Source organism: Vreelandella olivaria (assembly GCF_023507745.1).
Taxonomy (GTDB): Bacteria; Pseudomonadota; Gammaproteobacteria; order Pseudomonadales; family Halomonadaceae; genus Vreelandella; species Vreelandella olivaria_A.
In genome coordinates, this window is the sequence record NZ_JALPZO010000144.1 from 137,244 (window position 1) to 160,903 (window position 23,660).

Annotated in this window: 25 protein-coding genes; 8 read left to right on the top strand and 17 right to left on the bottom strand. The window is 55.6% G+C overall.

Annotation, left to right across the window (positions count from 1 at the left end; all coding sequences use genetic code 11):
* Positions 1-28: 28 nt before the first annotated feature.
* The gene (gene dnaG / locus HP566_RS17885) at positions 29-1,867 is read right to left on the bottom strand and encodes a DNA primase (RefSeq protein ID WP_249978672.1); all 1,839 of its coding nucleotides are present in this window, start codon (positions 1,865-1,867) and stop codon (positions 29-31) included.
* Positions 1,868-2,055: 188 nt separating this feature from the next.
* Positions 2,056-2,271, bottom strand: a complete 216-nt coding sequence (gene rpsU, locus HP566_RS17890) for a 30S ribosomal protein S21 (protein WP_016416934.1) — start codon at positions 2,269-2,271, stop codon at positions 2,056-2,058.
* Between the two features lie 184 nt (positions 2,272-2,455).
* On the opposite strand from rpsU, the gene tsaD reads away from it, so the two are divergent.
* Entirely contained in the window at positions 2,456-3,505 is a 1,050-nt protein-coding gene (tsaD, locus tag HP566_RS17895; protein WP_249978673.1) for a tRNA (adenosine(37)-N6)-threonylcarbamoyltransferase complex transferase subunit TsaD, read from the top strand.
* Here tsaD and HP566_RS17900 read toward each other — a convergent pair.
* Complete coding sequence (locus HP566_RS17900; RefSeq protein WP_249978674.1) at positions 3,502-4,095, bottom strand: glycerol-3-phosphate acyltransferase; 594 nt, start codon at positions 4,093-4,095, stop codon at positions 3,502-3,504. The genes tsaD and HP566_RS17900 overlap by 4 nt on opposite strands.
* Before the next feature lie 101 nt (positions 4,096-4,196).
* On the opposite strand from HP566_RS17900, the gene folB reads away from it, so the two are divergent.
* Together folB and folK are read left to right on the top strand one after the other, a co-directional pair.
* Complete coding sequence (folB, locus tag HP566_RS17905) at positions 4,197-4,577, top strand: dihydroneopterin aldolase (protein WP_249978675.1); 381 nt, start codon at positions 4,197-4,199, stop codon at positions 4,575-4,577.
* Complete coding sequence (gene folK / locus HP566_RS17910; RefSeq protein WP_249978676.1) at positions 4,574-5,119, top strand: 2-amino-4-hydroxy-6-hydroxymethyldihydropteridine diphosphokinase; 546 nt, start codon at positions 4,574-4,576, stop codon at positions 5,117-5,119. The genes folB and folK overlap by 4 nt, the downstream gene beginning before the upstream one ends.
* A 5-nt stretch (positions 5,120-5,124) precedes the next feature.
* Here folK and HP566_RS17915 read toward each other — a convergent pair whose 3' ends face one another.
* The 7 genes from HP566_RS17915 to HP566_RS17945 all read right to left on the bottom strand — a co-directional run bounded on the left by HP566_RS17915 (position 5,125) and on the right by HP566_RS17945 (position 13,126).
* Positions 5,125-6,240: a polynucleotide adenylyltransferase gene (locus HP566_RS17915; RefSeq protein ID WP_249978706.1), complete on the bottom strand. Its 1,116-nt coding sequence runs from the start codon at positions 6,238-6,240 to the stop codon at positions 5,125-5,127.
* 1 nt (position 6,241) lies between these two features.
* A complete protein-coding gene (locus tag HP566_RS17920) occupies positions 6,242-7,060 on the bottom strand; it encodes a symmetrical bis(5'-nucleosyl)-tetraphosphatase (protein WP_249978677.1) in 819 nt (272 codons plus the stop codon).
* Between the two features lie 257 nt (positions 7,061-7,317).
* Positions 7,318-7,695: a Co2+/Mg2+ efflux protein ApaG gene (gene apaG, locus HP566_RS17925; RefSeq protein WP_249978678.1), complete on the bottom strand. Its 378-nt coding sequence runs from the start codon at positions 7,693-7,695 to the stop codon at positions 7,318-7,320.
* Positions 7,692-8,510, bottom strand: a complete 819-nt coding sequence (gene rsmA / locus HP566_RS17930; RefSeq protein ID WP_249978679.1) for a 16S rRNA (adenine(1518)-N(6)/adenine(1519)-N(6))-dimethyltransferase RsmA — start codon at positions 8,508-8,510, stop codon at positions 7,692-7,694. Before rsmA ends, apaG begins: the two co-directional genes overlap by 4 nt.
* A gap of 43 nt (positions 8,511-8,553) precedes the next feature.
* Positions 8,554-9,606, bottom strand: coding sequence for a 4-hydroxythreonine-4-phosphate dehydrogenase PdxA (pdxA, locus tag HP566_RS17935; protein ID WP_249978680.1), 1,053 nt, complete (start codon positions 9,604-9,606; stop codon positions 8,554-8,556).
* Positions 9,606-10,643: a peptidylprolyl isomerase gene (locus HP566_RS17940; RefSeq protein WP_249978681.1), complete on the bottom strand. Its 1,038-nt coding sequence runs from the start codon at positions 10,641-10,643 to the stop codon at positions 9,606-9,608. The genes pdxA and HP566_RS17940 overlap by 1 nt, the downstream gene beginning before the upstream one ends.
* 35 nt (positions 10,644-10,678) lie before the next feature.
* Positions 10,679-13,126, bottom strand: a complete 2,448-nt coding sequence (locus HP566_RS17945; RefSeq protein WP_249978682.1) for an LPS-assembly protein LptD — start codon at positions 13,124-13,126, stop codon at positions 10,679-10,681.
* Positions 13,127-13,196: 70 nt separating this feature from the next.
* Here HP566_RS17945 and HP566_RS17950 point away from each other — a divergent pair, with 70 nt between their 5' ends.
* The 5 genes from HP566_RS17950 (at position 13,197) to speD (ending at position 16,855) form a co-directional block, all read left to right on the top strand.
* A complete protein-coding gene (locus tag HP566_RS17950) occupies positions 13,197-14,207 on the top strand; it encodes an aminoglycoside phosphotransferase family protein (RefSeq protein WP_249978683.1) in 1,011 nt (336 codons plus the stop codon).
* Entirely contained in the window at positions 14,204-14,869 is a 666-nt protein-coding gene (murU, locus tag HP566_RS17955) for an N-acetylmuramate alpha-1-phosphate uridylyltransferase MurU (protein WP_249978684.1), read from the top strand. The genes HP566_RS17950 and murU overlap by 4 nt, the downstream gene beginning before the upstream one ends.
* Before the next feature lie 3 nt (positions 14,870-14,872).
* Positions 14,873-15,259 (top strand): gamma-glutamylcyclotransferase family protein, encoded by a 387-nt coding sequence (locus tag HP566_RS17960; RefSeq protein WP_249978685.1) that lies wholly within the window; start codon positions 14,873-14,875, stop codon positions 15,257-15,259.
* Positions 15,260-15,373: 114 nt separating this feature from the next.
* A complete protein-coding gene (locus HP566_RS17965) occupies positions 15,374-15,793 on the top strand; it encodes an OsmC family protein (RefSeq protein ID WP_249978686.1) in 420 nt (139 codons plus the stop codon).
* A gap of 267 nt (positions 15,794-16,060) precedes the next feature.
* On the top strand, positions 16,061-16,855 hold the full coding sequence (gene speD / locus HP566_RS17970) for an adenosylmethionine decarboxylase (protein ID WP_249978687.1): 795 nt from the start codon (positions 16,061-16,063) through the stop codon (positions 16,853-16,855).
* A gap of 66 nt (positions 16,856-16,921) precedes the next feature.
* Here the strand turns inward: speD and lpxL are convergent, their stop codons facing one another.
* The 7 genes from lpxL to surE form a co-directional block, all read right to left on the bottom strand.
* Positions 16,922-17,836 carry an LpxL/LpxP family Kdo(2)-lipid IV(A) lauroyl/palmitoleoyl acyltransferase gene (lpxL, locus tag HP566_RS17975; RefSeq protein ID WP_249978688.1) on the bottom strand — a complete coding sequence of 305 codons (915 nt, stop codon included), beginning with the start codon at positions 17,834-17,836 and terminating at the stop codon, positions 16,922-16,924.
* Positions 17,837-17,849: 13 nt separating this feature from the next.
* On the bottom strand, positions 17,850-18,950 hold the full coding sequence (gene alr / locus HP566_RS17980; RefSeq protein WP_249978689.1) for an alanine racemase: 1,101 nt from the start codon (positions 18,948-18,950) through the stop codon (positions 17,850-17,852).
* A 121-nt stretch (positions 18,951-19,071) separates the two neighbouring features.
* The gene (gene rpoS / locus HP566_RS17985) at positions 19,072-20,046 is read right to left on the bottom strand and encodes an RNA polymerase sigma factor RpoS (protein ID WP_249978690.1); all 975 of its coding nucleotides are present in this window, start codon (positions 20,044-20,046) and stop codon (positions 19,072-19,074) included.
* A gap of 159 nt (positions 20,047-20,205) precedes the next feature.
* A complete protein-coding gene (locus HP566_RS17990) occupies positions 20,206-21,255 on the bottom strand; it encodes a peptidoglycan DD-metalloendopeptidase family protein (RefSeq protein ID WP_249978691.1) in 1,050 nt (349 codons plus the stop codon).
* A 7-nt stretch (positions 21,256-21,262) separates the two neighbouring features.
* Positions 21,263-22,234, bottom strand: coding sequence for a DUF368 domain-containing protein (locus HP566_RS17995; protein WP_249978692.1), 972 nt, complete (start codon positions 22,232-22,234; stop codon positions 21,263-21,265).
* Positions 22,231-22,908, bottom strand: a complete 678-nt coding sequence (locus tag HP566_RS18000; protein ID WP_249978693.1) for a protein-L-isoaspartate(D-aspartate) O-methyltransferase — start codon at positions 22,906-22,908, stop codon at positions 22,231-22,233. Before HP566_RS18000 ends, HP566_RS17995 begins: the two co-directional genes overlap by 4 nt.
* A complete protein-coding gene (surE, locus tag HP566_RS18005; RefSeq protein WP_249978694.1) occupies positions 22,895-23,641 on the bottom strand; it encodes a 5'/3'-nucleotidase SurE in 747 nt (248 codons plus the stop codon). Before surE ends, HP566_RS18000 begins: the two co-directional genes overlap by 14 nt.
* Positions 23,642-23,660: the final 19 nt, after the last annotated feature.

A 23,660-nucleotide genomic window follows, 5' to 3' on the forward strand; every position in this document is an offset into this window, starting at 1 on the left:
ATTCAACCCCGCTGCTTCAAACACCGCCCTAATGGCAGGCAAGTTCCCTTACCAAACTGGCTAAGCGTTGTTGCTGCGCCTGATCCAGCTTTTGCCCTGAGCGCACTATACTCAGCAACGCTTCGTACTCTTCCCGGGGCGAGCGCTTACGCTGCACATCAAGCAAATGCTCAACCAGCCCTTCCAACTCAGCCTCCCGGGCTGCTTTCGGTATCAACAACTCCCGCTTGGCCAGCGTTGCCAATACCTGCCCTTCCTGGCTACCCTGAAAATGCGCCAATACCACTTGCGGACTGCGATAGCGGCCTGCACGCAGTAAGGCGATCAGCTCGCGGCAAAGCGGCGTATCCTCCTCCTCGGGCAGCCATTCCAGGGTCTCAGGAAGCGTCGACACCAGACGAGGTTCGTGTAACAACAGCTGCACAATGCGGTCAACGATGGAAAGCGCCTGGGAGATCTTACGGTGCGACCGCGTTACCGGACGCTCCCCGGGAAGCGGCACCAGCATCGGCTCATCCACTGGCTCCCAGTGTGCCGGTTCTTTTTGCGCACTGGACGCCACCCGCTTTTCCAGCAGCACCTGCAACTGCGTTTTGGCTAATCCACTGCGCTTGGCCAGCGCTTCCAGGAGCAGCGATTTGAGCATGCCATCAGGCACTTTTTGCAATGCCTCAAGCACCTGGCTGGCAAATCGCTCACGCCCCTCCACCGTATTAAGGTCGCGCCCCTGGGCAGCCTGCTCGAACAGAAACTCCGAGAGTGGCATTGCACAGGTGACACGATCCTGAAATGCCTCGGCGCCTTCGCGGCGAACCAGGGTATCGGGATCATCCCCTTCCGGTAGAAACAGAAAGCGTGCCTCGCGACCATCAATCATCATCGGCAGCGCCGTTTCAAGGGCCCGGCTAGCCGCCTGACGCCCGGCCCGGTCCCCGTCGAAGCAAAAGACCACGCGGCTCACCAGCCGAAACAGGCGACTTAGATGATCTTCGGTCGTCGCAGTCCCCAGCGTTGCCACGGCGTTATGAATACCGTACTGAGCCAAGGCCACCACATCCATATAACCTTCCACCATCACCAACTGCTCAAGCCTGGCGGTAGCTTGGCGCGCCTCGTACAAACCGTACAGTTCACGGCCTTTATGAAAAACGGGGGTTTCCGGCGAATTGAGATATTTGGGCTGCTCATCTCCCATAACACGGCCGCCAAAGGCAATGGTGCGCCCCCGCAGGTCGCGAATGGGAAACATCACCCGATCCCGGAAACGGTCATAGGTTCTCCCCGTGTCTTCGCGATGAATCAGCAACCCATACTCCACCTGCACAGGTTCACCAATACCTCGCTCGCTCAGGTGATGCTTAAGTGCCTCCCAACCTCCAGGGGCATAACCAATGCCATAGGTATTGATCACCTCTGGCGACAATCCCCGGCTCTGCAGGTAGCGCTGCGCGCTTTGGCCTTCCTGCATTTTTAACCGCTCACGATAGAAGCTGGCGGCAAGCTCCAGAAGATTAACTCCTTCTTTGCGCTTTTTTTCCCGCTGATGGGCACGAGGGTCATCCCCCCCCTCCCTGGGAACATCCAATCCCAAACGCCCGGCCAGTTGCTCAACCGCCTCGGGAAATGGCAGCTTGTCGTACTCCATCAAAAAGCGCAGCGCATTACCGTGGGCGCCACAACCAAAGCAGTGATAAAACTGCTTGTCGGCACTGACGGTAAATGAAGGCGTTTTTTCTTGATGGAAAGGGCATAAGCCGGAGTAGTTGCGGCCAGCTTTTTTAAGCTGCACACGCTCCCCCACCACTTCGACCACATCAACGCGGCCAAGCAAGTCGTCTATAAAACGCTGTGGGATCTGGCCTGCCATGAACTGCGGGCTTCCTCGCGCTGGGCGCAATCAGGCGTATTTAACATCACCAGACATCACGTCTGATCACCTTAAACGACGCAAAAAACCATGATACAAAATGAAAAACAAACGGCCACCTGGTGGCGGCCGCTTGGCATCCCTCTTGAGACAACCAGCAAACTGCACTGGCTCTCCCCAGGTACGGATCAATAGAGCCGTTCGAAACGCTTACGCTCACGCTGCAATTTCTTGGCGTGACGTTTTACGGCAGCTGCCGCTTTGCGCTTACGCTCAGCAGTCGGCTTCTCATAGTGCTCGCGACGACGTACTTCAGACAGAACGCCAGCTTTTTCGCAAGAACGCTTGAAGCGACGCAGGGCGACGTCAAACGGCTCGTTATCACGTACTTTTACAGAAGGCATTAAGCACTCACCTACCTTAAGGAGTCTTGAGTTCGGATAGTACGCACACTGCAAACACAGTGTACGACCCAGTTTTTACAGCGCACAGTAGTCTAGTCGTGGTTGACGATCTTTGCAAATGCTAGACTAGCCCGTTTAGCAATTACTTCGCTTTCTCCGCTTATTTTCAACGGGTTCTTTTGTTATGCGCGTACTGGGCATTGAAACGTCTTGCGACGAAACGGGCGTCGCGCTTTACGACACCTCACAGACGGGTGGCAGCGGCCTTTTGGCCGACGCGCTATACAGCCAAATCGCCATGCATGCTGAATATGGCGGCGTGGTACCCGAACTCGCTTCCCGGGATCATACCCGCAAACTGCTGCCCCTCATTGAGCAGGTGCTGGCCGATGCCAAACTTACCCGGCACGACCTTGACGGCATTGCCTACACCGCAGGCCCCGGCCTGGTGGGCGCACTGATGGTGGGTGCCAGTACAGCCCATGGCATGGCCCGCGCGCTGGGCATCCCCGTACTGGGCGTGCATCATATGGAGGGCCACCTGCTGGCTCCAATGCTGGAAGATGACGCACCGGAATTCCCGTTTGTGGCCTTACTGGTCTCCGGCGGCCACACCCAACTGGTGGAGGTTCAGGGGCTTGGCCACTACCGGCTGCTTGGCGAATCAGTGGATGATGCGGCAGGTGAAGCATTTGATAAAGCGGCCAAAATGCTGGGACTGGCCTATCCCGGTGGGCCGCAGGTAGCCAAACTTGCCGAACAGGGTGACCCACAGAGATTCCGCTTTCCGCGCCCCATGACCGACCGCCCCGGTCTGGACTTCAGCTTTTCAGGTTTAAAAACCCACACACTCACCGCAATCCGCCAGTTGGATACGGCAGGGGAACTGGATCATCAGGCCAGGGCGGATGTGGCCCGCGCGTTCGAAGAGGCGGTTGTGGACACCTTGGTCATCAAGTGTCGCCGAGCTCTGGACCAAACAGGGCTGAAGCGTCTTGTCGTAGCCGGAGGTGTGAGTGCGAATTTGCGTCTACGTGAACGCCTGAGCGTTGAAACCCAGAAGCGCCAGGCTCACGCTTATTATCCACGCGGGCGTTTCTGCACGGATAACGGCGCCATGATCGCCTATGTGGGTGCCCAACGGCTGGCAGCAGGGGAACAGGATGAGGGCGGTATCATGAAGGCCACGCCACGCTGGCCACTGAATACCTTGGAGCCACCCGAGGCCCGCTAAGCCCTCCCTCCCCGATCGCCCGACTTGCGAAGGAGCGGCTCCTCACCACGGCGAATACGGCGAATATTGAGCCAGTGGCGGGCCAGCACCAAGGCGCTTAGCCCGCCCACCACACCCACATAGCCAGGCGCTAACCACACGCAGGCCAGCGGCGCCATCAACGCAGTCACTAACGATGCAGCCGCCGCTGTGCGTAGCCGCCAGGCCAACAACGCCCAGCACACCGCACTAAATAGTGCCACACCGGGCACCAGTATCAGCAGCACACCAAAAGCACTCGCGACGGCTTTTCCGCCACGGAACCCGTACCATATCGGATAACTGTGACCTAACAACACCGCCAGGCCTACAGCACCCTGCAACCAGACAGGCAACGCCAGCAGCTTGGCTGCCAACACAGCGGGCACCGCCTTTAGCGCGTCAAGGAGCAGGGTGGCAGCCGCTAAACGGGGGCCATAAAGCCGCAAGACGTTTGAAAATCCGGGATTGCATGAACCATGAAACCTCGGATCTGCCACCCCGGCCAGACGGCAAACCGTTAGCGCCGCCAGCCAGCTACCGCTCAGGTAGCCCACTACTATCCAAAACATGGCATGCTCACTCTGGTTCTGGCCACTTCTCCATCGCCTTACTGTCGTTTAGCGCCGACCTCAAGTACAATCGCCCGCTTGTTGCAGCAGAGGGAAGGCTTATGGATCGCATTTTGATCGAAGCGTTAGCCGTGGACACCGTGATTGGCGTATATGACTGGGAACGCACTATTGTTCAATCGTTAAGCCTGGACTTATCCCTTGCGACGGATATCCGCCCTGCCGCCGCAACGGACGATTTGAACCTTACCCTGGATTATGCCGCTATTTGCCAGCGAATCCAGCGATTCGCTGACGATCATCAGTTTGCGTTAGTGGAAACATTTGCCGAACGCCTTGCTGAATGTTTACGCAGCGAGTTTCCAATTACATGGCTACGCCTGACCGTACGCAAGCCAGGTGCCGTTCCCCAGGCGGCCAGCGTTGGTCTGGAAATTACCCGGGGTACACTACCGCAGGCCATTGAGGCAACGCACCCATGAGCTTGGTGACCGTTAGTTTGGGTAGCAACATTAATCCCGAGAAGCATATCCGCTTATGCCTGGATGCCCTTGAAGATACCTTTGGTTCTCTGCAAATCTCCCGCGTCTTTGAAAGTGAACCAGTAGGATTTAAGGACAGCCGCAACTTTTACAATCTGGTTGTGGCCTTCCATAGCGGCTGGTCCGCTGGAGAACTACAGGCGTGGGCCAAGCAGCTTGAAATAGCCCATGGCCGTACACCGGAGATGACAAAGTGCAGCCCCAGGGCGCTGGACATTGACTTATTAACGGTCGGCAGTGTCTGCGGGGTCGTGGATGGCATCGTTCTGCCCAGGGCAGAAATTATCCATAACGCGTTTGTGCTTCAACCATTAGCGGAATTGTTGCCTGGCGTGTGCCACCCTGACTGCCACACGCCTTACGCATCACTATGGCAGCAATTCACGCTGGGCAGTCAACGATTGTGGGCAGTGGATTTTTATTGGCGTGGCCGCTGGGTGTCGCAAGCAGAGCCTCAGCCCCGAGCAGCCCTGGCGCGATAGGTTTACTAATGCAACGCCTGTGCTACAGCCATTTGTCGCCGTTGACGCAGAGCTTCTCCCAGAGCTGCACCATGCAACCCCTCACTTAACAGCGCCTGGGGGTTCACATCTCTGGCTGCCTGCCAGGCACTACGCAATGGCGCCTGGTACTCGCCACACACGCCCTGGATGAAGTGCAACTGAGCCACTACCTGCTCCGGCTTACGCCACCCATCCAGCCTTTCCAGCCAGTACAGCACACGCTCATCGCTTAACGGAGCCGCCAACAACCGGCAACTCAGCGCTACATGGCGTGCTAATTGGGCTACCGCATTAGGTAAGCGCAACCGTTTTACCAGAGCGTCCCGCTGGTCGTCGGACAGCCCCGAAACCAACAACGCATAGCGCCAGCGAGCCAGTGGCAAGGACGTACCTTCGGGTGCCTTTGCCAATAACGACAGTGCTTCTGAAAGACTGCCCTCCAGCTCAGGCCACCAGACTGGCAGAGCGCCACATTCCTGTAGCGTGTTGAAATAGGCAGCCGGGGTGGGCTCTCCCAGCGCTTTTTCCGTTTCCACCCATACTCGCTCTGCCGCCAGGTGCTCAAGCTCGCCACTGTGGCTGACCTGACGCATCAGGGCCAGCGTTTCTGGTGCAATCGAAAACCCCAGATTAGCATAGCGCGCCAGGAAACGGGCCGTTCGCAGTACCCGCAAGGGGTCCTCACTAAAGGCAGGGGAAACGTGGCGTAATATACGCTGCTCAATATCCTGCTGGCCATGAAAGGGATCAGTTAGCTCGCCATCAGCCCGCTGGGCAATGGCATTAATGGTTAAATCCCGGCGTAGTAAATCCTCCTCCAACGTGACCTCCGGGCTTGCATGTACCTCGAAGCCATTATAACCACGCCCAGACTTGCGTTCTGTGCGTGCTAGCGCATACTCCTCAGCCGTATCCGGATGAAGAAAGACTGGGAAATCGCGCCCCACCGATTTAAAGCCACGCTGCCGCATTGCTTCAGCGGTTGCGCCCACCACGACCCAATCATTGTCGTAAACCGGCCAACCCAGCAGCTCATCACGCACAGCCCCTCCCACCCGGTATACCTCAAGCCCTTTGATTCTCGCATCCTCCCTGAACACGCTACCGTCCCCCTGCCTGCTGGCTTGGCACACTGGTTCGTTCACCTGTCTCCAGGTTGAGCGCCGTTAATGAACCACCCCATACACAGCCGGTGTCGATTGCACTGACATTGACTTGAGCCCCCGGTGTTTGTCCCTCCAGTGCCGCCCAGTGGCCAAACAGCAGCTTTAGATCATCGTTTCGTGGGTACTGGAACCAGGGATAGAACCCTTTTGGCGCACTATCCAGCCCCTCTTTAGCGGCAAAATCCAGCCGCCCCTGCGCATCAATAAAACGCATGCGGGTTAATACATTGACAATACAGCGCAGGCGGTCAATGCCCTCCAGATCATCTACAAAACGATCTGGATGGTTGCCAAACAGCTGGGTGAGGAAAGCCCCCGAATGCTCGCTTGACAGGGCTACCTGCACCTCTTGGCTAAGCGATACTGTCTGCTGGGCACTCCAGAAGGGCAACACACCTGCATGGGCCATCAGGGCATCGTCCTGGTAAACAGCCAGCGGTTGGCTTTGTAACCAATCCAGCAGCCCTTCACGGTCAGGCGCCGCGAGAATATCATCCAGTGTGTCATATTTTTTTAGCTGCCCGCCGCCTCTCGCCACCACCAGTAAATGGAAATCGTGGTTACCCAACACACAGCGCACGCTATTGCCCAACGCTTTCACTTCACGGAGACAGTCCAGGGAGCCTGGACCGCGATTGATTAAGTCCCCCACCAGCCACAGCGTATCCTGGGCAGGGTCAAAGTTGAGTTGCTCAAGAAGTGCTATAAATTCGACATAACAGCCGTGTAAATCACCAATGGCGTAAGTGCTCATACGCTAGGCCCTTCCAGTAATAACAGTGAAACAGGGCGAAATAGCCTTAACCGGACGACCAGCATCGCCGCTGGCAGGCATTCGTAAAACAACCTGGTTAGATTGTGAAAGATAAACCACTATAACGAAGGAGGCCTCGATATAAGAGAGTTTCCGTACCCTGGCTAAGGTTACAGCGCTGATGGCCGGTTACTTGCCACTCAAGGCAACCTAACAGGCAGTGCCCCCTTACAAAAGAGGCATCATAATGCTGAGAGTTAGTGCAGTTGCTTGGCCACGGCGAGTCGGAAGGGTGCCACAGGTACATCGAATGCCCGCTGCGTATAGGTATTTAACAGCGTATAAGCCCCCTCCATCACCCCCACAGGGGTTTGCAGAATCGCCCGACTGGTATAGCGAAAGCGCTGACCGGGGCCAATCAACGGCTGTTGCCCAACAACCCCCTTCCCACGAATTTCCTGGCTATCACCATTGCCCTGGGTGATTTTCCAGTAACGGGCCATTAGCTGAACGCTGTGGGGGCTTTGATTGTGAAGTGTCACGGTATAGCTAAAAACGTAGCGCGACTCGGCATCATTGGACTCTGAGGGGCGATACTCAGGCGTAACACTCACAGCAATGGATAGCCTGCTCACTCCTCACCGCCTAACGCTTCATCCGCTGCCACCTGGTTGGCAATTGCCACATACTCCGCCACGTTTAGAGTTTGAGGGCGACGTACCGGGTCAATACCCAACGCCTCCAGGGTTTCACTGCTTACGCGACCTTTTAAATTATTGCGCAACGTTTTACGCCTCTGTCCGAAGGCCAGCTTCACCAGTTCAAACAGCAGCGCAGGGTCATCGGCGGTATGCGGTAACTCCGCGTGGGGGGTTAGCCGGACGATCGCGGAGTCTACCTTTGGGCGGGGTACAAATGCTTCCGGGGGCACAATAAACAGCTGATCCACCTGGCAATAGTACTGCGCCATGACCGACAGACGCCCCCAATCAGCTCCCCCCGGCTGCGCCGCCAAACGCTCTACCACCTCCTTTTGCAGCATAAAGTGCATGTCAGCAATCGCATTGCCCATCGTCAGTAGATGGACAATAAGCGGGGTGGAGATGTTGTAAGGCAAATTGCCCACCACACGCAGTGCAGGCCCATCCCCCTTAAGCGCTGCAAAATCAAATTTCAACGCGTCACCCTCATGGATGACAAAGTCCGGGTAGTTGAAGAACTGTACACGCAGGCCGGGGATAAGGTCACGGTCCAGCTCAATCACCTCCAACCGCCCTGTTGCCTCTAGCAGCGGAGCAGTCAGCGCCCCCTGACCTGGGCCAATTTCGACGAGACGATCGCCTTCACGTGGTCCAATGGAGCGGACGATACGCGAGATGATGCCGAGATCGCGAAGAAAGTTCTGACCGAAGCGTTTGCGAGCACGGTGCTGCTGGGGCACTTGAGACATCTAACAGTGATCCTTGGAAATAAGATTCGTGAAGCCAGGTGCATTAGTTTGCAGGCTGCGTCCGCCGGTCGGCCAGACGTCGCGCCAGATTAATCGCAACTGCGAGGCTGTTGGGGTCGGCAATGCCACGTCCTGCCAGATCAAGCGCAGTGCCATGGTCAACGGATGTGCGCACCAATGGCAGGCCAAGCGTGATATTGGCCGCTTGCCCAAAGCCAGCGTACTTTAACACTGCAAGCCCCTGGTCATGGTACATCGCCAGAACGGCATCAACGCCCGCCAAGTGACGCGGGGTAAACAGTGTGTCAGCAGGCACAGGGCCATGAATATCCAGGCCTTCTCCGCGCAACGCCTCAAGCGCCGGGGAAATAATATCCAGCTCTTCACGGCCCAGGTGGCCATCTTCACCGGCATGGGGGTTTAAACCGCACACGGCAATGCGGGGAGCCGCGATACCAAACTGACGTTTTAAATCCGCAACCAGCAGGCGGATAATACGCATTACCCGCTCGTAGGTAATCGCATCTGCCACGTGGCGCAACGGCAGGTGGGTGGTCACCAGGGCTACGCGTAGATCAGCTCCTCCTGCCCAACCGGGCACCTGTGCATGCAGTGCGGCCTCGGTCGCCAGCATCATCACGACCTCCTCCACGCCGCAGGCATCCCGTAGCCACTCGGTATGGCCGGTAAAGCCGGTAAACCCACCATCAATAATGACCCCTTTATGCAGTGGCGCCGTTACCATGGCAGCCGCCTGCCCCGCCTGACAGGCATCCACCGCTGTTTGCAGGGTGTTTATGACGTAGCGGGCATTAGCCGCATCCAGTCTTCCAGGGATGGCCGGGGCTTTCAGTTGGACAGGACACACAGCCAGCCTACCTGATGATGATGCTACGCCCTGCCCTGGTGCCGTTTCCACAACGTCTACATGCAGGCCCAACTGTACTGCCCGCTGGCGCAGCATATTCGGGTCACCCACTGCCAGGGTATTCTCAGGCAGCCTGCCTTGGGCGGCCAGCATCAGTGTCAGCTCCGGGCCAATGCCTGCGGGCTCACCTGTGGTAATGAGTACCGGGGAGCGGGTCTGGCTACTCATTACAGGCGAATATCCACAAAGGCCTGTTCACGAATTTCACGCTGCCAGGTTTGCAGCTCTTCATTTGCACGGCGCTGGAAAATCGCCTGGCGTACCTGCTCACGTCGGCTCTCTTCGGTGACATCCTGACGACGGCGCTCTAAAACCTCAATCACATGGTAACCAAACTGGGAGCGCACCGGCTCAGATAACTGATTAGGGCTCAGCGACGTCATGGCTTCTTCAAACGCCGGTACCGTTTGCCCTGGGCGTACCCAGCCGAGTTCTCCACCGTTCATTGCGCTACCACGGTCGTCACTGAACTCACGGGCCACCGCTGCAAAGTCCTCTCCTTGCTGTAGGCGCTGACGTGCCTGCTCCGCTCTGGAACGGGCCTGGTTTTCATCTCGCGTGGGGGTAAGCTCCACCAGTACGTGACGGGCACGGGTTTCCTCAATAAAGGATTGCCCTTGCTGAGACGGCTGCTGACTCAAGAAGCGTTCTACATCACGCTCACTGACTGAAACGCGCTGACTGATCTGACGCTGTTGCACCTGACGCATCAGCATTTCACGACGAATCTCTTCACGGACACTTGCCAGGCTCATGCCATCCGCTTCTATGGCATCGGCAAATTGATCCAGAGTCATGCCATTCGATTCGGCAATAGTACGCAGTTGGCGGTTGAGTTCTGTATCATCAACGCTCAGGTTGGCTTCGCGGGCCATTTGCAACTGGATTTCATCCATCACCATGCGCTCAAGCACCTGCTCAGCCAGTTGGGAACGGGGTGGTAAATTGCCTCCCTGGGCCTGTGCCTGCTGCTCAATCTGGGCGATACGCTCATTAAGCTCGCTACGCATAATAACGTCGTCGTTGACCACCGCCACAACGTTATCCAGCATTTGGCGCTGAGTGGACTCAAAGTTCTGTGCGTGTAGCGTGAGCGGCGCAAGCGCAACGCTGGCTCCAACGCAAAGTGCCATCATGCTACCCGCAGAAAGCAGTTTTGCTCGGCTCTTCAAAACACGGGTTAGCAGGGTCTTTCTGATCTTCATAAAAAGTCTCTTTCAGTCGCCATTTAAGGAGGTCGTTAAAGGGGTGTTGGGCGATAGCCAGGAATCGCCTGCTCAAAGTAGCTGTCAGCTTGCTGCCCAATGCCGCCCAGGCCACGGAATACAAAGCGCAAAAACAGCCCGCGATCATTGAAATCATCGCCTATCTGAGCAGTGTCGTTATCATCTACCCACTCACGCCAAACCAGCTGCACACCATAACAGCAGTCGTTCCACTGCAGACCGGCAAGTTGCTCCAATGCACGGTCATTGGTTTGATCGTGAAGGTAACGGCCAATCAAATCAATCCGGGAACTGGCCTTCCAGGCAAATGAGAGGTCCCACTCTTCGCGGTTATAATCCCGAAAGCCGTCATCCTCAGGCACTACACCGGGATCGAACCCTTCGATCTCCCAACGGTAGCCAAGGTTCACTACATGCCCTTCCGGGTGGCGATAACGCAGATCGACACTAGAGCGTTCGGTTCGTTCACGCTGGTCATCGTAGAGCCATTCGTAGCCGGTACTCCAACGATCATTGATCTGCCAGTCCAGCCGGGTCACTAGCGGCGAGCGGTCTCGGGTGGCCTGGTAACGGCTTTCAGGGTTCACGCTAGGGTCATCTTCCGGCCTTGGTGGCAAGGTATCGGGATCACCCTCGCTATCAATACGACGATCGGAGAAATAGAAGCTTTGCCCGACACCAAAGGTCAGCCGGTCCCGACCTGCGCTGTCTTCGATTAGGCGTGACTGTACACCCGCAGAGACACGATTGAGATCGCCCACGCGATCAGCGCCGGAAAAGCGGTGCGGCGACCATAGCTGATCCCATGAGAACGCCCGCTCCCGGCTGTCGAAGTCAGGCAACTGGGTTTGGTCGATACGTGGCACGTAAGCATAATTGAGACGCGGCTCCAGCGTTTGACGATAGTCACGTCCACCTAGCTCAAGCTCACGCTCAAATACCAACCCACTGTCAATTGACGAAATAGCAACACTGCGGGTAGGTGTGGTATCCCGGTCGGTGACGCGATCACCGTAGTCAAGATCATAGGCGGTTTGCCATAGCTCGGTACGTGGCTCGATATAGCCCCATGGCTGCTCCAGGCGCCAGCCCACCGCAGGTGTCAGGTGTAGCCGCGACCCAATAGCCGCCTCGCGTTCAGGCACCGTGCGCTCATTCACATCCCGCCAGAAGTAGGTGGCGTTGGAACGCCACTGACTGTAGAGGCCATTGCCCAGTTGCCACTCCGCATTGGCGGTTAAGCTGGGCAGTCGATAAAAGGGTTTATCGGTATCGTTCAACGGGTCTTCCAACCGCTGAAAACCTTGGGCACGGGCATCCAGTTGCCAGCGATCACCACGGTAATCGACCTGTGCAAGGCGCTCCATACTGACCCGTTCACTATTACCAAACTCCCCACCAAAGTCGTCAAAATAACGGCCATCGCTGGCAGCGCCATAGCGCAGATTGTAGTCACTGCGCTCATTGACCCGCCCGGTATGATAGGCGTCAATGTACCAGCGGTCTTCGCCCTCAAAACGGTTATCCCCGGCGCTGCTGCCGCCATCACTGCTTAAATAACCGCCCTCAATAGTGCCCTGACTCTCAGCAAACAGGTAGCGATATTCACCATTCATCAACAAGCCATGATCAGACATCCAACGCGGTGTAATCGTGGCATCATGGTTGGGCGCAATATTCCAGTAAAACGGCTGGGCATAGTCAACCCCTTCACTGGAAAAGCCAATCGTGGGCCATAACAATCCCGTATGGCGGCGGTCATCGATTGGAAAGCGTAGCCATGGCCAATAAAAAACCGGCACATCTTTAACCTCCAGACGAGCATGGCGCGCCGTACCAAAGCCTTCGGCTTGATCCAGACTGATATCACTCCCCACCAGTTGCCAGCTATTGGCACCTGGGTCGCAGGAGGTAAAGGTAGCATCACGCAGGCGATACATATCCTCACCGGTCTGCTCAAGCTGGCTGGCCTGCCCCCGCAAATGCTGCTCATAAAGCACGTAGTGGCTGTTGCTTAACCTTGCACGCTCCTCGTTAAGCATCAAGGTGGCGTCGTCGCCACGCAGCAGCGCCTGACCATCACGAAGTACCAGGTTCCCCTCGGCATCCACCTGCTCCCGATTGGCAGGCAGAAAGACACGCTCGGCTTCCAGTTCGGCATTGCCCCGACGCAACACCACATCACCCCGTAGCAGCGCTTCACCATCTGCTGCGTAATCCACTTCTTGGGTTTCAACTGAAAGCGTTTCGGGGTTTTGTTCTGCTGGCAAGCGGTAGCCGGGCATCACATAGCGTCCCCGACACAGTTGATTTGACGCTTCATCCTGCCCCCAAGGCTGCCAGTCAAGCGCTTCAGCAGGTAACGACTGGCCCTGGGCCACTGCTGAAAACGAGGCACCAGCGAGCAAACTGCCCAACAGCGTGCGCGCGACCGGTACGGTGCGAGAAAATCGCTTGCCCATGTTCGTTATCCTTGGCATACAGAATCGGTATTATACAGGCCGCATGATGCCCGACCAGCAAGGAGCTTGCATGTCATCTTCCAGGATTGACGCCCTCACCCGATGGGTAGCTGAACAATACGGCCTTAACCGCGCCAATATTACCCTAACCCCCGCTGGTGGTGACGCCAGTTTCAGGCGCTACTTCAGGCTGATGCTGCCCTGCGGCACCTCCCGAATTGTAATGGACGCCCCCCCGGAACAAGAGGATTCCACTCCCTTTGTCGCCATCGGCAGGCGTTGGCATGCAGCAGGACTTCCAGTACCTAACATCCACGCCTGCGACTTGACCGCCGGTTTTTTACTGCTGGACGATTTAGGCGATACGCCGCTACAGGCTTATTTCACTGATGAGCCAAGCATCCAGCAATACCACCACCAGGCGCTGGCTTTGATCGCACAGTTGCAAAACCGCGCCAACCCCAATGCGCTGCCCGCTTACGATGCGGCGCTACTTGGGCGTGAACTCGATCTCTTTCCAGAGTGGTGCCTTCAACAGTGGCTTTCTCTACCCACGCCGGAAAGTTGGCCAGCACTGCGTACGCAGTTGATGGACCAGGCCCTGGAGCAGCCCATTGTGAGTGTTCACCGGGATTTTGATGCGATGAATATTATGGTGCTGGATCAGCGCCTTTATATAATCGACTTTCAGGACGCAGTGGCCGGCCCGATCAGCTACGATGTCATATCCCTGCTGCGAGGCCGCTATTGGCGCTTTTCACAGGAGCAGTTTAACCAGCTTGCACATGCGTTTTATCAGCAGGCACGCCAGGATGGCCGCTTAACTCATCAAACCAGCGAAACCGCCTTCATCCGCCAGTGCCATGCTATGGCGGCACAGCGTGCACTGAAAGTGCTCGGCATTTTCTGCCGCCTTACATTACGTGACCACAAACCTGGCTATCTAGCCCGCTTGCCGCACTTTATGGATCACCTGGAAGATAGCCTTGGCGCACTTCCTCAGCACAGTGACTTTAGCCGCTGGGTACGTGACACACTGCGCCCCGCCATTACTCACCGGCTAACGGACGCCACCTTATGAAAGCGATGATTTTAGCAGCCGGACTTGGCAAACGGATGCGGCCACTAACAGACAACTGCCCCAAACCGTTACTGCCCGTCGCGGGCAAGCCACTGATCGTCCACCACCTTGAACGCTTGCAGCGTGCGGGTGTAGAAGAAGTTGTGATCAATGTCAGCTACCGCGCCGAGCAGATTATCGCGGCTCTTGGCGACGGGACAGCCTACCAGTTGCGCATCCACTGGAGCCATGAGGCAGCACCTTTGGAAACCGGTGGTGGTATTTATAGGGCCTTGCCGCTGCTAGGTGCCGCCCCCTTTTTACTGGTAAACGGTGACGTTTGGTGTGATTACCTGCCCACCAGTACCATGCTGCAAAAAAACGACCTGGCCCACCTGATCCTGGTCGATAATCCGGAACACCACCCTAACGGTGATTTTAGTCTGATGGACAACCGGGTAACGGCTCACGGTCCACAGTTGCTTACCTTTGCGGGCATTAGCCTTCTGCACCCCGAGTTGCTGGCTGGTAGCTCCCCCGGTGCTTTTGCATTAGCACCGCTGCTGAAACAGGCCATGGCAGAAGACCGTGTCAGCGGCGAATATTTTTCAGGCCAGTGGGTGGATGTCGGCACACCTGAGCGTTTGGCTGCCCTTGAACGCCATTTACTTAAACACAGGTAACCTATGACGTTAGCCGCCGATATTGCAATGTCGCCGCTGGTCGCTGTGTATGGAACACTTAAACGGGGGCTTAATAACGCTCACTGGCTTAGTGATGCCGAGTGGGTGGGCCATGAGGTCTCCAGCGCGCTTACCCTTTACGACATTGGCCCCTACCCTGGAGCCAAGCAGCAGAGATCCCAGGGTATAGCGCTTGAAGTGTATCGTGTGACTGAAGCACAACTGACTGATTTGGATACACTTGAAGACCACCGCCCCCATGCACCCAACGAGGGCGAATACCAACGCGTGCTGATGCCAACGCGATTTGGCCAGGCCTGGATTTACCTTTACAACCCCGATACCAAAGGGCTAACCGCCATTACCCAGGGTGGCTGGTCACCACCCTGACAAAAGGCAAGAACAGCACCTTGTACGATGAATGACGTGATGAGGCAGTGCGCCACCGACTAGAAATGTTATGCTGCGCGACTTACCTTTCGTCGCTGAGATGAGGAGAGCAACGTGAAAGCACGGGTAAAATGGACAGATGGTCGCCAGTTTGTGGCGGAATCAGGTAGCGGGCATAGCGTTGTGATTGATGGTCCACCCGATCACGGCGGCCGCAACACCGGACCACGCCCCATGGAAATGCTACTCATGGGCATGGGCAGCTGTACCGCGTTTGATATTCTTAACATCCTCGATAAAGCGCGTGCCAATGTGACCGACTGCGTGGCGGAACTGGACGCAGAGCGTGCCAACGAAGTGCCCTCGGTGTTCACCAAAATTCATGTCCACTTTGTTGTGACCGGCAGGGGCCTGAAAGAGAAGCAGGTGCAGCGTGCCGTTGAACTCTCAGCGGAAAAGTACTGTAGCGCCTCTATTATGTTGACAAAGGGTGGTGTTGAAATAACTCACTCATTTGAGATTGTTGACGCTTGAACTGCCATAGGGCTTTATCAGACCGCTTCACCCATACAGCCACTCTTATTGACAGCTCATCGGGCTCCCTTCCCGTTAACATGAGCATAAAAAAAATAGCATGGCTGGATGCATACCACGCCATGGGCGGGCATAATACGCCCGCTTGTTTTTATCCTTTTGTAGCACATGATGGCGAAGGTTATACAGCAAGCATAGTGACAACTATTTATCGGTTCCGGCGCTGGCTCGTCGGGGTGTCTTCATCTGCCATAGGGAGGTTCGGACGTGTCAGATAATCTCCGACTCCACGGGTTCAACAACCTGACCAGCTCGTTGAGCTTCAACATTTACGACATCTGTTACGCCAAAACCGAGGAGCAGCGTGCGGCTTATATCGACTATATCGATGAGCTTTACAACGCCGAACGTTTGACGCAGATTCTGAAAGACGTCACTAATATTATCGGTGCTCATGTGCTGAATATTGCGCGTCAAGATTATGAACCCCACGGGGCGAGCGTAACCATCCTGATTGCTGAGCATGAACTGGATGAGCCCAACCTCGAACAAACCGAACCAGGCCCTGGTCCGTTACCCGAAACGGTTGTGGCTCATCTTGATAAAAGCCATGTAACCGTTCACAGCTATCCTGAGTCACACCCTGACAACGGCATTAGCACCTTTCGCCTGGATATCGATGTATCAACCTGTGGTCACATCAGCCCGCTTAAGGCACTGAACTACCTGATCCACAGCTTCGACTCTGACATTGTGACCATGGACTACCGTGTGCGCGGCTTCACCCGTGACGTGGATGGCAAGAAGCTGTTTATTGATCATGATATTACGTCGATCCAGGATTACCTGGCAGAAGATACCAAGCAGGCTTATCAGATGATCGATGTGAACGTGTATCAAGAGAACATGTTTCACACCAAAATGCTGCTGAAGGATTTTGAGCTGGATAATTACCTGTTCGGTACCAAACGGCGGGATATTACCTTTGAAGAAGCGCGGGATATTGAAAGCCGCCTGCGCAAAGAGATGCTAGAGATTTTTTACTCGCGTAACCTCGATTAAACATCGCCCTCCCCCAGGCATCGCAAAGCCGTCCTGTAAGACCAACAGGACGGCTTTTTTATGATCTCAGTAGAAGCTGGCTTCCCCTTCCGGGCGCGTTTTAAAACGCCGGTGGAGCCACAAATACTGCTCGGGGTGTTTACGGATAGCACGCTCAATAAACTGATTGACCCGGGTGGCATCAGCCTCTTCATCACCACTTGGGAAGTTTTCAAACGCTGGCAAACACTCAATCGTATAAGTGCGGTTATCCGGGTTACGGTGAAACATAAGCGGCACGACAGGCGCTCCGGTCATACGCGCAATTTTGGCGGTCAGGCGGATGGTCGCTGCCTGTTGACCAAAGAGCGGTGCAAAGACGCTGACATCGCGCCCAAAATCCTGATCCGGCGAATACCACACAATGTGCCCGGCTTTAATCCGTCGCACCACTCCCCGCAGGTCATGGCGGTCAATCGCCTGACCAAAGATACGTGAGCGGGCACGGGTCATAAAGCGTTCAAACAGCGGATTGTTATGGGGGCGATACACCACATCAGCAGGAAAGAATAGCGAGTGCAGTGCACCACCCAGGTCCAGTGTCGAGAAATGAATACCCACCACCAGCACACCTCTACCCTGGGCCTTGGCGTTCGCCAGATGCTCCTGGCCATGGTAGGCCACCCGATGGCGTAAACCCTCGGCATTGCGACACCACCCCGTGGCCGTTTCCACCAGGCCAATACCGTTGGCGATAAAGGTATCCTTCACCAGTTTGCGCTGCTCATCGGCGCTTTTTTCTGGAAAACAGAGGGCAATATTGGTCGCTGTAATCTGCCGACGGCGCTTGATAAAGCGCCAGGCAAGCAGGCCAATGGCTTTCCCCACCCATAGCTTAAGCCGCCAGGGCAGCCAGGCGGCAACATACATGGCACCAATGGCCAACCAGGTTGGCCAGTAGCGTGGGTGAGCAAATGAGCGAGGGTACGACGTTTTTGACATACTAATTAACCGTTTAAGCAAGGGCCCCATGATAGCGCCGAGGAACTCTTGGCAATACCCCCGTTAGCAAGGTATAGCTGATTGTATCGCAATAGCGGGCGACTTCATCGATCGGCAGCACGCTACCATCGCTGCTACCCCCCCACAGCACTACTTCACTGCCAATGGCCGCATCAGGTAGATCCGTCACATCAACAGTGAGCATATCCATGGAGACTTTACCGGCGATTTGGCACCGTTTGCCATTCACCAGCACAGGGGTGCCATCCACCGCATGGCGGTCATAGCCATCGCCATAACCGGCCGCCACCACCGCTATCCGGGAACGCCGCTTGGCGCGCCAGCGCCCCCCATACCCCACGGGTTCACCTACCTCCAGCTCACGCAGCGCGATAATCTCCGAACGCAGGCTCATCACTGGCCGCAATTGCTGGGTTGTCTCGTTAGCCACTTCCAAAGGATCACTTCCATACAGCATTATGCCAGGGCGGTTCCAGTCGCCATGAGCGGCAGGCCATGCCAAAGTGGCTGGTGAGTTCGCTAGGCACAGCGGGGCATCAAGCCGTTTTGCCAAGGATTTTAACCTTGCCATCTGCTGGTTAAAGTAACTCCCCTCACGGGCATCTGCCGTGGCAAAGTGGCTCATCAGATGTAATGCCGTGACCTGTGGCGCACTGACCAAACGCTGCCAAACGGCGGGAGCGTCTTCGGGTGAGAACCCTAACCGGTGCATTCCGGAATCAACCTTTAGCCATACCGGAATGGGTTGGCGAGGTGAAAAGGCCAATAAGGCAGCTACCTGCCACTCACTATGAATGCTGATCCAGAACCCATGGAGATCTACCAGCGACAACTCATCCGCGTTAAAGATACCTTCCAAAAGGATAATCGGCTTTTGGATACCGCCTTCCCGAAGTTGGATGGCTTCTTCAATGCAGGCAACCGCGAACGCGGGTACATCGGCCTCCAAGGCACGTGCACACTCAACGGCACCATGACCATAAGCATCTGCTTTAATGACCGCTACCGAGCGGCTCTGGGGTGCGCAGCGGCACGCCAACTGATAATTGTGACGCAAGGCGTCCAAGTCAATATGAGCCTCCAGCGGGCGCATTATTTTTTCTCGCTTAGCGTGAATGATGCAACATGAATAAAAGAGCCAAACCTAAAAACAGCGCACCGAGTGGTCAACCCGGTGCGCTATTCTGAACATGGACCAACCAGGCCCAATAGCATTAGCTCTCGAAAATGGATTCCAGGGATAAGCCCTGTTTCTCCAGTGAACGCCGGAGCTTCTTTAGTGCCTCAACTTGAATCTGACGCACCCGCTCGCGGGTTAGCCCAATTTCAGCCCCCACTTCCTCAAGGGTCGCCGCTTCATGACCACGCAGGCCAAAACGACGTACCACGACTTCCCGCTGCTTTTCGCTCAGGTCATCAAGCCAATGGTCAACGTGCTCACGCACGTCTCCATCCACCAGACACGCCTCGGGGCCTAACACCTCATCATCTGTCAGTGTGTCAATCAGCGGCTTGTCGCTTTCGCCTCCCATTGGGTAATCCACCGAGGAGACGCGTTCATTGAGCCCCAACATTTTCTTAACCGTTTCGACCGGCTTGTCGAGGTGTTCGGCGATCTCTTCCGCCGTCGCTTCATGATCCAGCTTTTGGGTCAGTTCACGGGCCGCCCGCAGATAGATATTCAGCTCTTTAACCACATGGATCGGCAAACGAATGGTCCGCGTCTGGTTCATCAGCGCACGCTCTATGGTTTGACGAATCCACCAGGTGGCGTAAGTTGAGAATCGAAAGCCACGCTCAGGATCAAATTTTTCCACCGCACGAATCAACCCCAGGTTACCCTCTTCAATCAAATCAAGAAGCGTCAAACCCCGGTTAAGGTAGCGCCTGGCAATCTTAACCACCAGACGCAGATTGGATTCAATCATCCGGGAGCGCCCTAACGGGTCACCTTTACGCGCCAGCCGACCGTAATACACCTCTTCCTCTGGCGTTAACAGCGGTGAAAAACCGATTTCATTGAGGTAAATTTGTGTTGCATCCAGGCTTTGAGTCGATTGACGCTCCTCCCTGCCCAGCGCTTTTTCAAAGGCCGCTTCTTCTGCTGTGATATCATCATCAGTGTCATCCAGAGCCTCTTCTACAGCGCCCAGGTCAATCTCCTGCAGATCCTTCTCCAGCATACTCATGGTCTTACCCCCGTTATTACACCTACCCGCCATTTAGAAAAATCAAGGTGGCCGCACTCCTTGTGCGCATTCACCATTATTTATTGTTATATGAAGCCCTTAATTCAGCTACCCGGGTGATACAGAGAAACGCGACCGGTCACGTTCACCTGTAAGTCGTTAACGAGACGGCAGATAGTTCAAAGGATCCTGAGGCTGCCCATCACGGCGAACCTCAAAGTGCAGTTTGACGCTATCTGTATCGCTATCACCCATCGTGGCAATAACTTCACCTGCCTCAACGACATCGTTTTCTTTAACATTTAAACTATCATTATGTGCATAAGCACTCAGATACTGATCGTTATGCTTAAGTAAGATTAAGTTACCATATCCGCGGACGCCACTACCTGCATAAACGACGATACCAGGACCAGCCGCTCTAACAGGTTGCCCCTTTTGTCCGGCGATATCAATCCCGGCAGTAATCGACCCGCCTTGCTCAAACTCCCCGGTCACCTGGCCTTCTGTAGGCCAGCGCCAGTTGACCTCATCCACCGGTGTAAAGGTACGGGAGGAACGGTCAGGCGCCGACTGGCTGGGTTGTGCAGCAGGCTCTGGCTCAGTGGCTGGAGCGGGCGCTGGTTCTGGTTCCGGCTCAGGGGCCGGGGTTGGTTCAGGCTCCGGTGTGGATGACGAAGAGGGCTCGGCAACGGCTACCGTCTCACCTGAAGGCGTACTGCGGCTGGGTTCACTACCAGCGCCTTCTGCGACCTGCTCGGCGGCTTCCAGCGCGGAACGCTCCGCCGTTAAGCGCTGGTTACGCTCAATTGCACTTTCATCAGGCAATAGCCAGTCCAACTCCTGGTCATCGCTTGCCACAGCGGTCGCTTGGGGCCTGAGGCCCGTTGCCACCGCACCCGATGGGCGGCTCACGGTACCACTGGAAGGCTGGGTTCCTGTGGCCCCTTCACGCAGCGCAATGACCTGACCTGGGTATATCTGGTAAGGTGCATCAATATTGTTAATCACCGCTAATTGGCGATAATCAAGATTATGTTGCCACGCAATACCGTACAGAGTATCGCCTGCTTTAACCGTATATTGCGGCGAGCTTTCCACCGCGCGGCGCGCCTCGCTTAAGTCACGTATTTGTGGGGTACCTTGTTGCTGGTTGGCACAGCCGCTAATCGCCAGTGCCAACACAGACATCATGAAAACCTTACGCATGCAAACCCTACTCCTTTTCAACGCCGCGCGCGTCATCTGTTAAACGGTGATCGGCATACAACACTGCACGACGGTTAAGCAATACTACCAATAGTGCACCTGCGGCCATTAACGCCACCACACCGGCCACTTGCGCCGACGCCCCCGTCAATACGGCATAATCACTCGGTAATAGATAACGGTAAGCCAACGGTATCATCTGCCCATCTGGGCCAATTTGATAGCGTAACAGCTCGCGCCAGGGCCAAAGAACCGGCAATGAACCGATAATAAACCCCAACAGAAGCTGTAGTGTAGAATCGTGGTGGCGACGCAGCAGCCATGAAAGTAGTCGGGAAAAGAGCGCCAAACCAACGATACACCCCATGCCAAACAGTATAATAATACCGATATCTAAACTACGGATAGCCCCCATAATGGTGCCGTAGAGTCCCATTGCGAGCAATAAGAAGCTGCCAGAAACTCCTGGCAGTAGCATGGCACTAATGGCAATGGCACCGGCCACCATAATGACCAGGACTTCGTTACCCAGCATCAGTACCAACGGCATCATGCCCGGCAGGGCTTTCGCTAATAACAGGCCCACCAAAAGGGGGATCAGATACCACACTTTCCAACCACGCCCAGCGTTGACAACCACCAAGGCAGACGCTGCCACCAAGCCAAAAAAGAACCCTTCAAGCAGTAATGGATACTTTTCCATTAGCCAGAGCGCCAAGTGAGCAACGCTGAACAGACTCAACGCGACACCAGACAGCAGAGGAATCAAAAACGCCAGGTTTAAATATTGATATAAGCCTGCCATACCTCCTCGACGCCATACCACCAGCGCATCGGGGCCAAACTGCTTGATGGTATTAATCAGCTCCTCATATATGCCCGTTATAAAGGCAATGGTGCCTCCCGACACACCGGGTATCGCATCGGCTGCGCCCATCCCGGCGCCTTTTAAAAACAATTCCAGGAATCGATGCTTCAATCCACCACTCCTTGCAATAAGGGTACAAAACGCACTGGCTCAAGACGACGTTTTTCAAACGCCCCTCCAATCCGCTTTATTTGGGTAAGCCACTGACTGCCATCAGGTTCTTCAAGAGGCGCAATTAACACGCCATCGCGACTAAGTTGCTCAAGCAGTGCTTCTGGCAACATTTGCGCACAGGCTGTTAATAAAATCACGTCAAAGGGTGCAGCTTCTGGCCATCCTTCGCCACCATCTGCCACCGCCAGTGTTGCTGGCGCCTCCAGACGCCATAACCGTTCAGCGGCGCGCTCATGCAGTGTATATATACGCTCTACGGAGTAAAGGGATGTAACCAATCGTGATAAAATAAGGGTTTGGTAGCCGGAGCCAGTACCAATTTCAAGCACTCGACGAGGTTCTGCACGTAGTACCAGTTCCGTCATGCGCGCCACGGTGAGTGGCTGAGAAAGCGTCTGGCCAAAACCAATTGGCAAAGCGGTATCTTCATAAGCGCGGTGGGCAAGTGCTTCGTCAACAAATAAATGCCGGGGCTCGTTGGCCATTACGTCAAGCACCCGGGTATCACGAATACCCTGCTGTACCAGCCGTTCAACCATACGATCCCGCGTGCGCTGGGAGGTCATTCCCCGCCCACGACGCTCGCCAGGGGATAACTCAGGCAAAAGCATCCAACCAGTCCTGCACATCACTACGCGCGGGGTGGCGCGTCAAATCGGTTTGCAGTGGGGTAATGGAGACATACCCTGCGTCAATGGCCGCAAAATCCGTGTCTTCCCCGTCATCGGCATTATCCGCGACAGGGGCAATCCAGTAGCGCGTGCGTCCACGTGGGTCCTGTACCGCCAACGGCTTTTCCGCTGGCCCCCGGTAGCCCAGACGGGTCACTTTGACACCTTTTATTTCCTCCCAGGGCACATCAGGTACATTCACATTCAGCAGCGTACGCGGCGGTAGCGATAACTGGTCAGCGGCGCCAATTAAACTGGCGGCCACTTTGGCAGCCGTACCGAAATGGCGTTCTCCACACAGCGACATGGCAATGGCGGTCATACCCAGGTTGCGTCCCTCCATCGCAGCGGCCACTGTCCCGGAATAAAGTACATCATCGCCCAGGTTACTACCGTGATTGATGCCGGAAATAACCAGATCAGGCCGTTCATTCCATACGCCGTTTACACCCAGATAGACACAGTCTGCGGGTGTGCCGTCAACGCTATAGAAACCATTATCAAGTGCGGTTAACGCAAGTGGGCGGGCTAATGTGAGTGAGTTGCTGGCACCACTGCGGTCACGGTCAGGGGCAACAACACGCAGGTTCGCATGGGCAGCCAGTGCATCATGTAATGCCCGCAAGCCAGGCGCGTGGACACCATCATCATTGGAAAGCAGCAGTCGCCGCATCAGCCTCTCCTTGAAAATG

What these genes read in the sequence shown, in the direction of transcription:
- rpoS (WP_249978690.1), bottom strand. Translation starts at nt 20,046, where the DNA reads ATGAGTATGCTGGAGAAGGATCTGCAGGAGATTGACCTGGGCGCTGTA.
- surE (WP_249978694.1), bottom strand. Translation starts at nt 23,641, where the DNA reads ATGCGGCGACTGCTGCTTTCCAATGATGATGGTGTCCACGCGCCTGGC.
- folK (WP_249978676.1), top strand. Translation starts at nt 4,574, where the DNA reads ATGAGCTTGGTGACCGTTAGTTTGGGTAGCAACATTAATCCCGAGAAG.
- lpxL (WP_249978688.1), bottom strand. Translation starts at nt 17,836, where the DNA reads ATGTCAAAAACGTCGTACCCTCGCTCATTTGCTCACCCACGCTACTGG.
- rsmA (WP_249978679.1), bottom strand. Translation starts at nt 8,510, where the DNA reads ATGTCTCAAGTGCCCCAGCAGCACCGTGCTCGCAAACGCTTCGGTCAG.
- folB (WP_249978675.1), top strand. Translation starts at nt 4,197, where the DNA reads ATGGATCGCATTTTGATCGAAGCGTTAGCCGTGGACACCGTGATTGGC.
- murU (WP_249978684.1), top strand. Translation starts at nt 14,204, where the DNA reads ATGAAAGCGATGATTTTAGCAGCCGGACTTGGCAAACGGATGCGGCCA.
- HP566_RS17920 (WP_249978677.1), bottom strand. Translation starts at nt 7,060, where the DNA reads ATGAGCACTTACGCCATTGGTGATTTACACGGCTGTTATGTCGAATTT.
- HP566_RS18000 (WP_249978693.1), bottom strand. Translation starts at nt 22,908, where the DNA reads ATGCTTTTGCCTGAGTTATCCCCTGGCGAGCGTCGTGGGCGGGGAATG.
- rpsU (WP_016416934.1), bottom strand. Translation starts at nt 2,271, where the DNA reads ATGCCTTCTGTAAAAGTACGTGATAACGAGCCGTTTGACGTCGCCCTG.
- pdxA (WP_249978680.1), bottom strand. Translation starts at nt 9,606, where the DNA reads ATGAGTAGCCAGACCCGCTCCCCGGTACTCATTACCACAGGTGAGCCC.
- tsaD (WP_249978673.1), top strand. Translation starts at nt 2,456, where the DNA reads ATGCGCGTACTGGGCATTGAAACGTCTTGCGACGAAACGGGCGTCGCG.
- HP566_RS17950 (WP_249978683.1), top strand. Translation starts at nt 13,197, where the DNA reads ATGTCATCTTCCAGGATTGACGCCCTCACCCGATGGGTAGCTGAACAA.
- HP566_RS17960 (WP_249978685.1), top strand. Translation starts at nt 14,873, where the DNA reads ATGACGTTAGCCGCCGATATTGCAATGTCGCCGCTGGTCGCTGTGTAT.
- HP566_RS17990 (WP_249978691.1), bottom strand. Translation starts at nt 21,255, where the DNA reads ATGCGTAAGGTTTTCATGATGTCTGTGTTGGCACTGGCGATTAGCGGC.
- HP566_RS17900 (WP_249978674.1), bottom strand. Translation starts at nt 4,095, where the DNA reads ATGTTTTGGATAGTAGTGGGCTACCTGAGCGGTAGCTGGCTGGCGGCG.
- HP566_RS17945 (WP_249978682.1), bottom strand. Translation starts at nt 13,126, where the DNA reads ATGGGCAAGCGATTTTCTCGCACCGTACCGGTCGCGCGCACGCTGTTG.
- dnaG (WP_249978672.1), bottom strand. Translation starts at nt 1,867, where the DNA reads ATGGCAGGCCAGATCCCACAGCGTTTTATAGACGACTTGCTTGGCCGC.
- alr (WP_249978689.1), bottom strand. Translation starts at nt 18,950, where the DNA reads ATGCGCCCGCTGGAGGCTCATATTGACTTGGACGCCTTGCGTCACAAT.
- HP566_RS17940 (WP_249978681.1), bottom strand. Translation starts at nt 10,643, where the DNA reads ATGAAGATCAGAAAGACCCTGCTAACCCGTGTTTTGAAGAGCCGAGCA.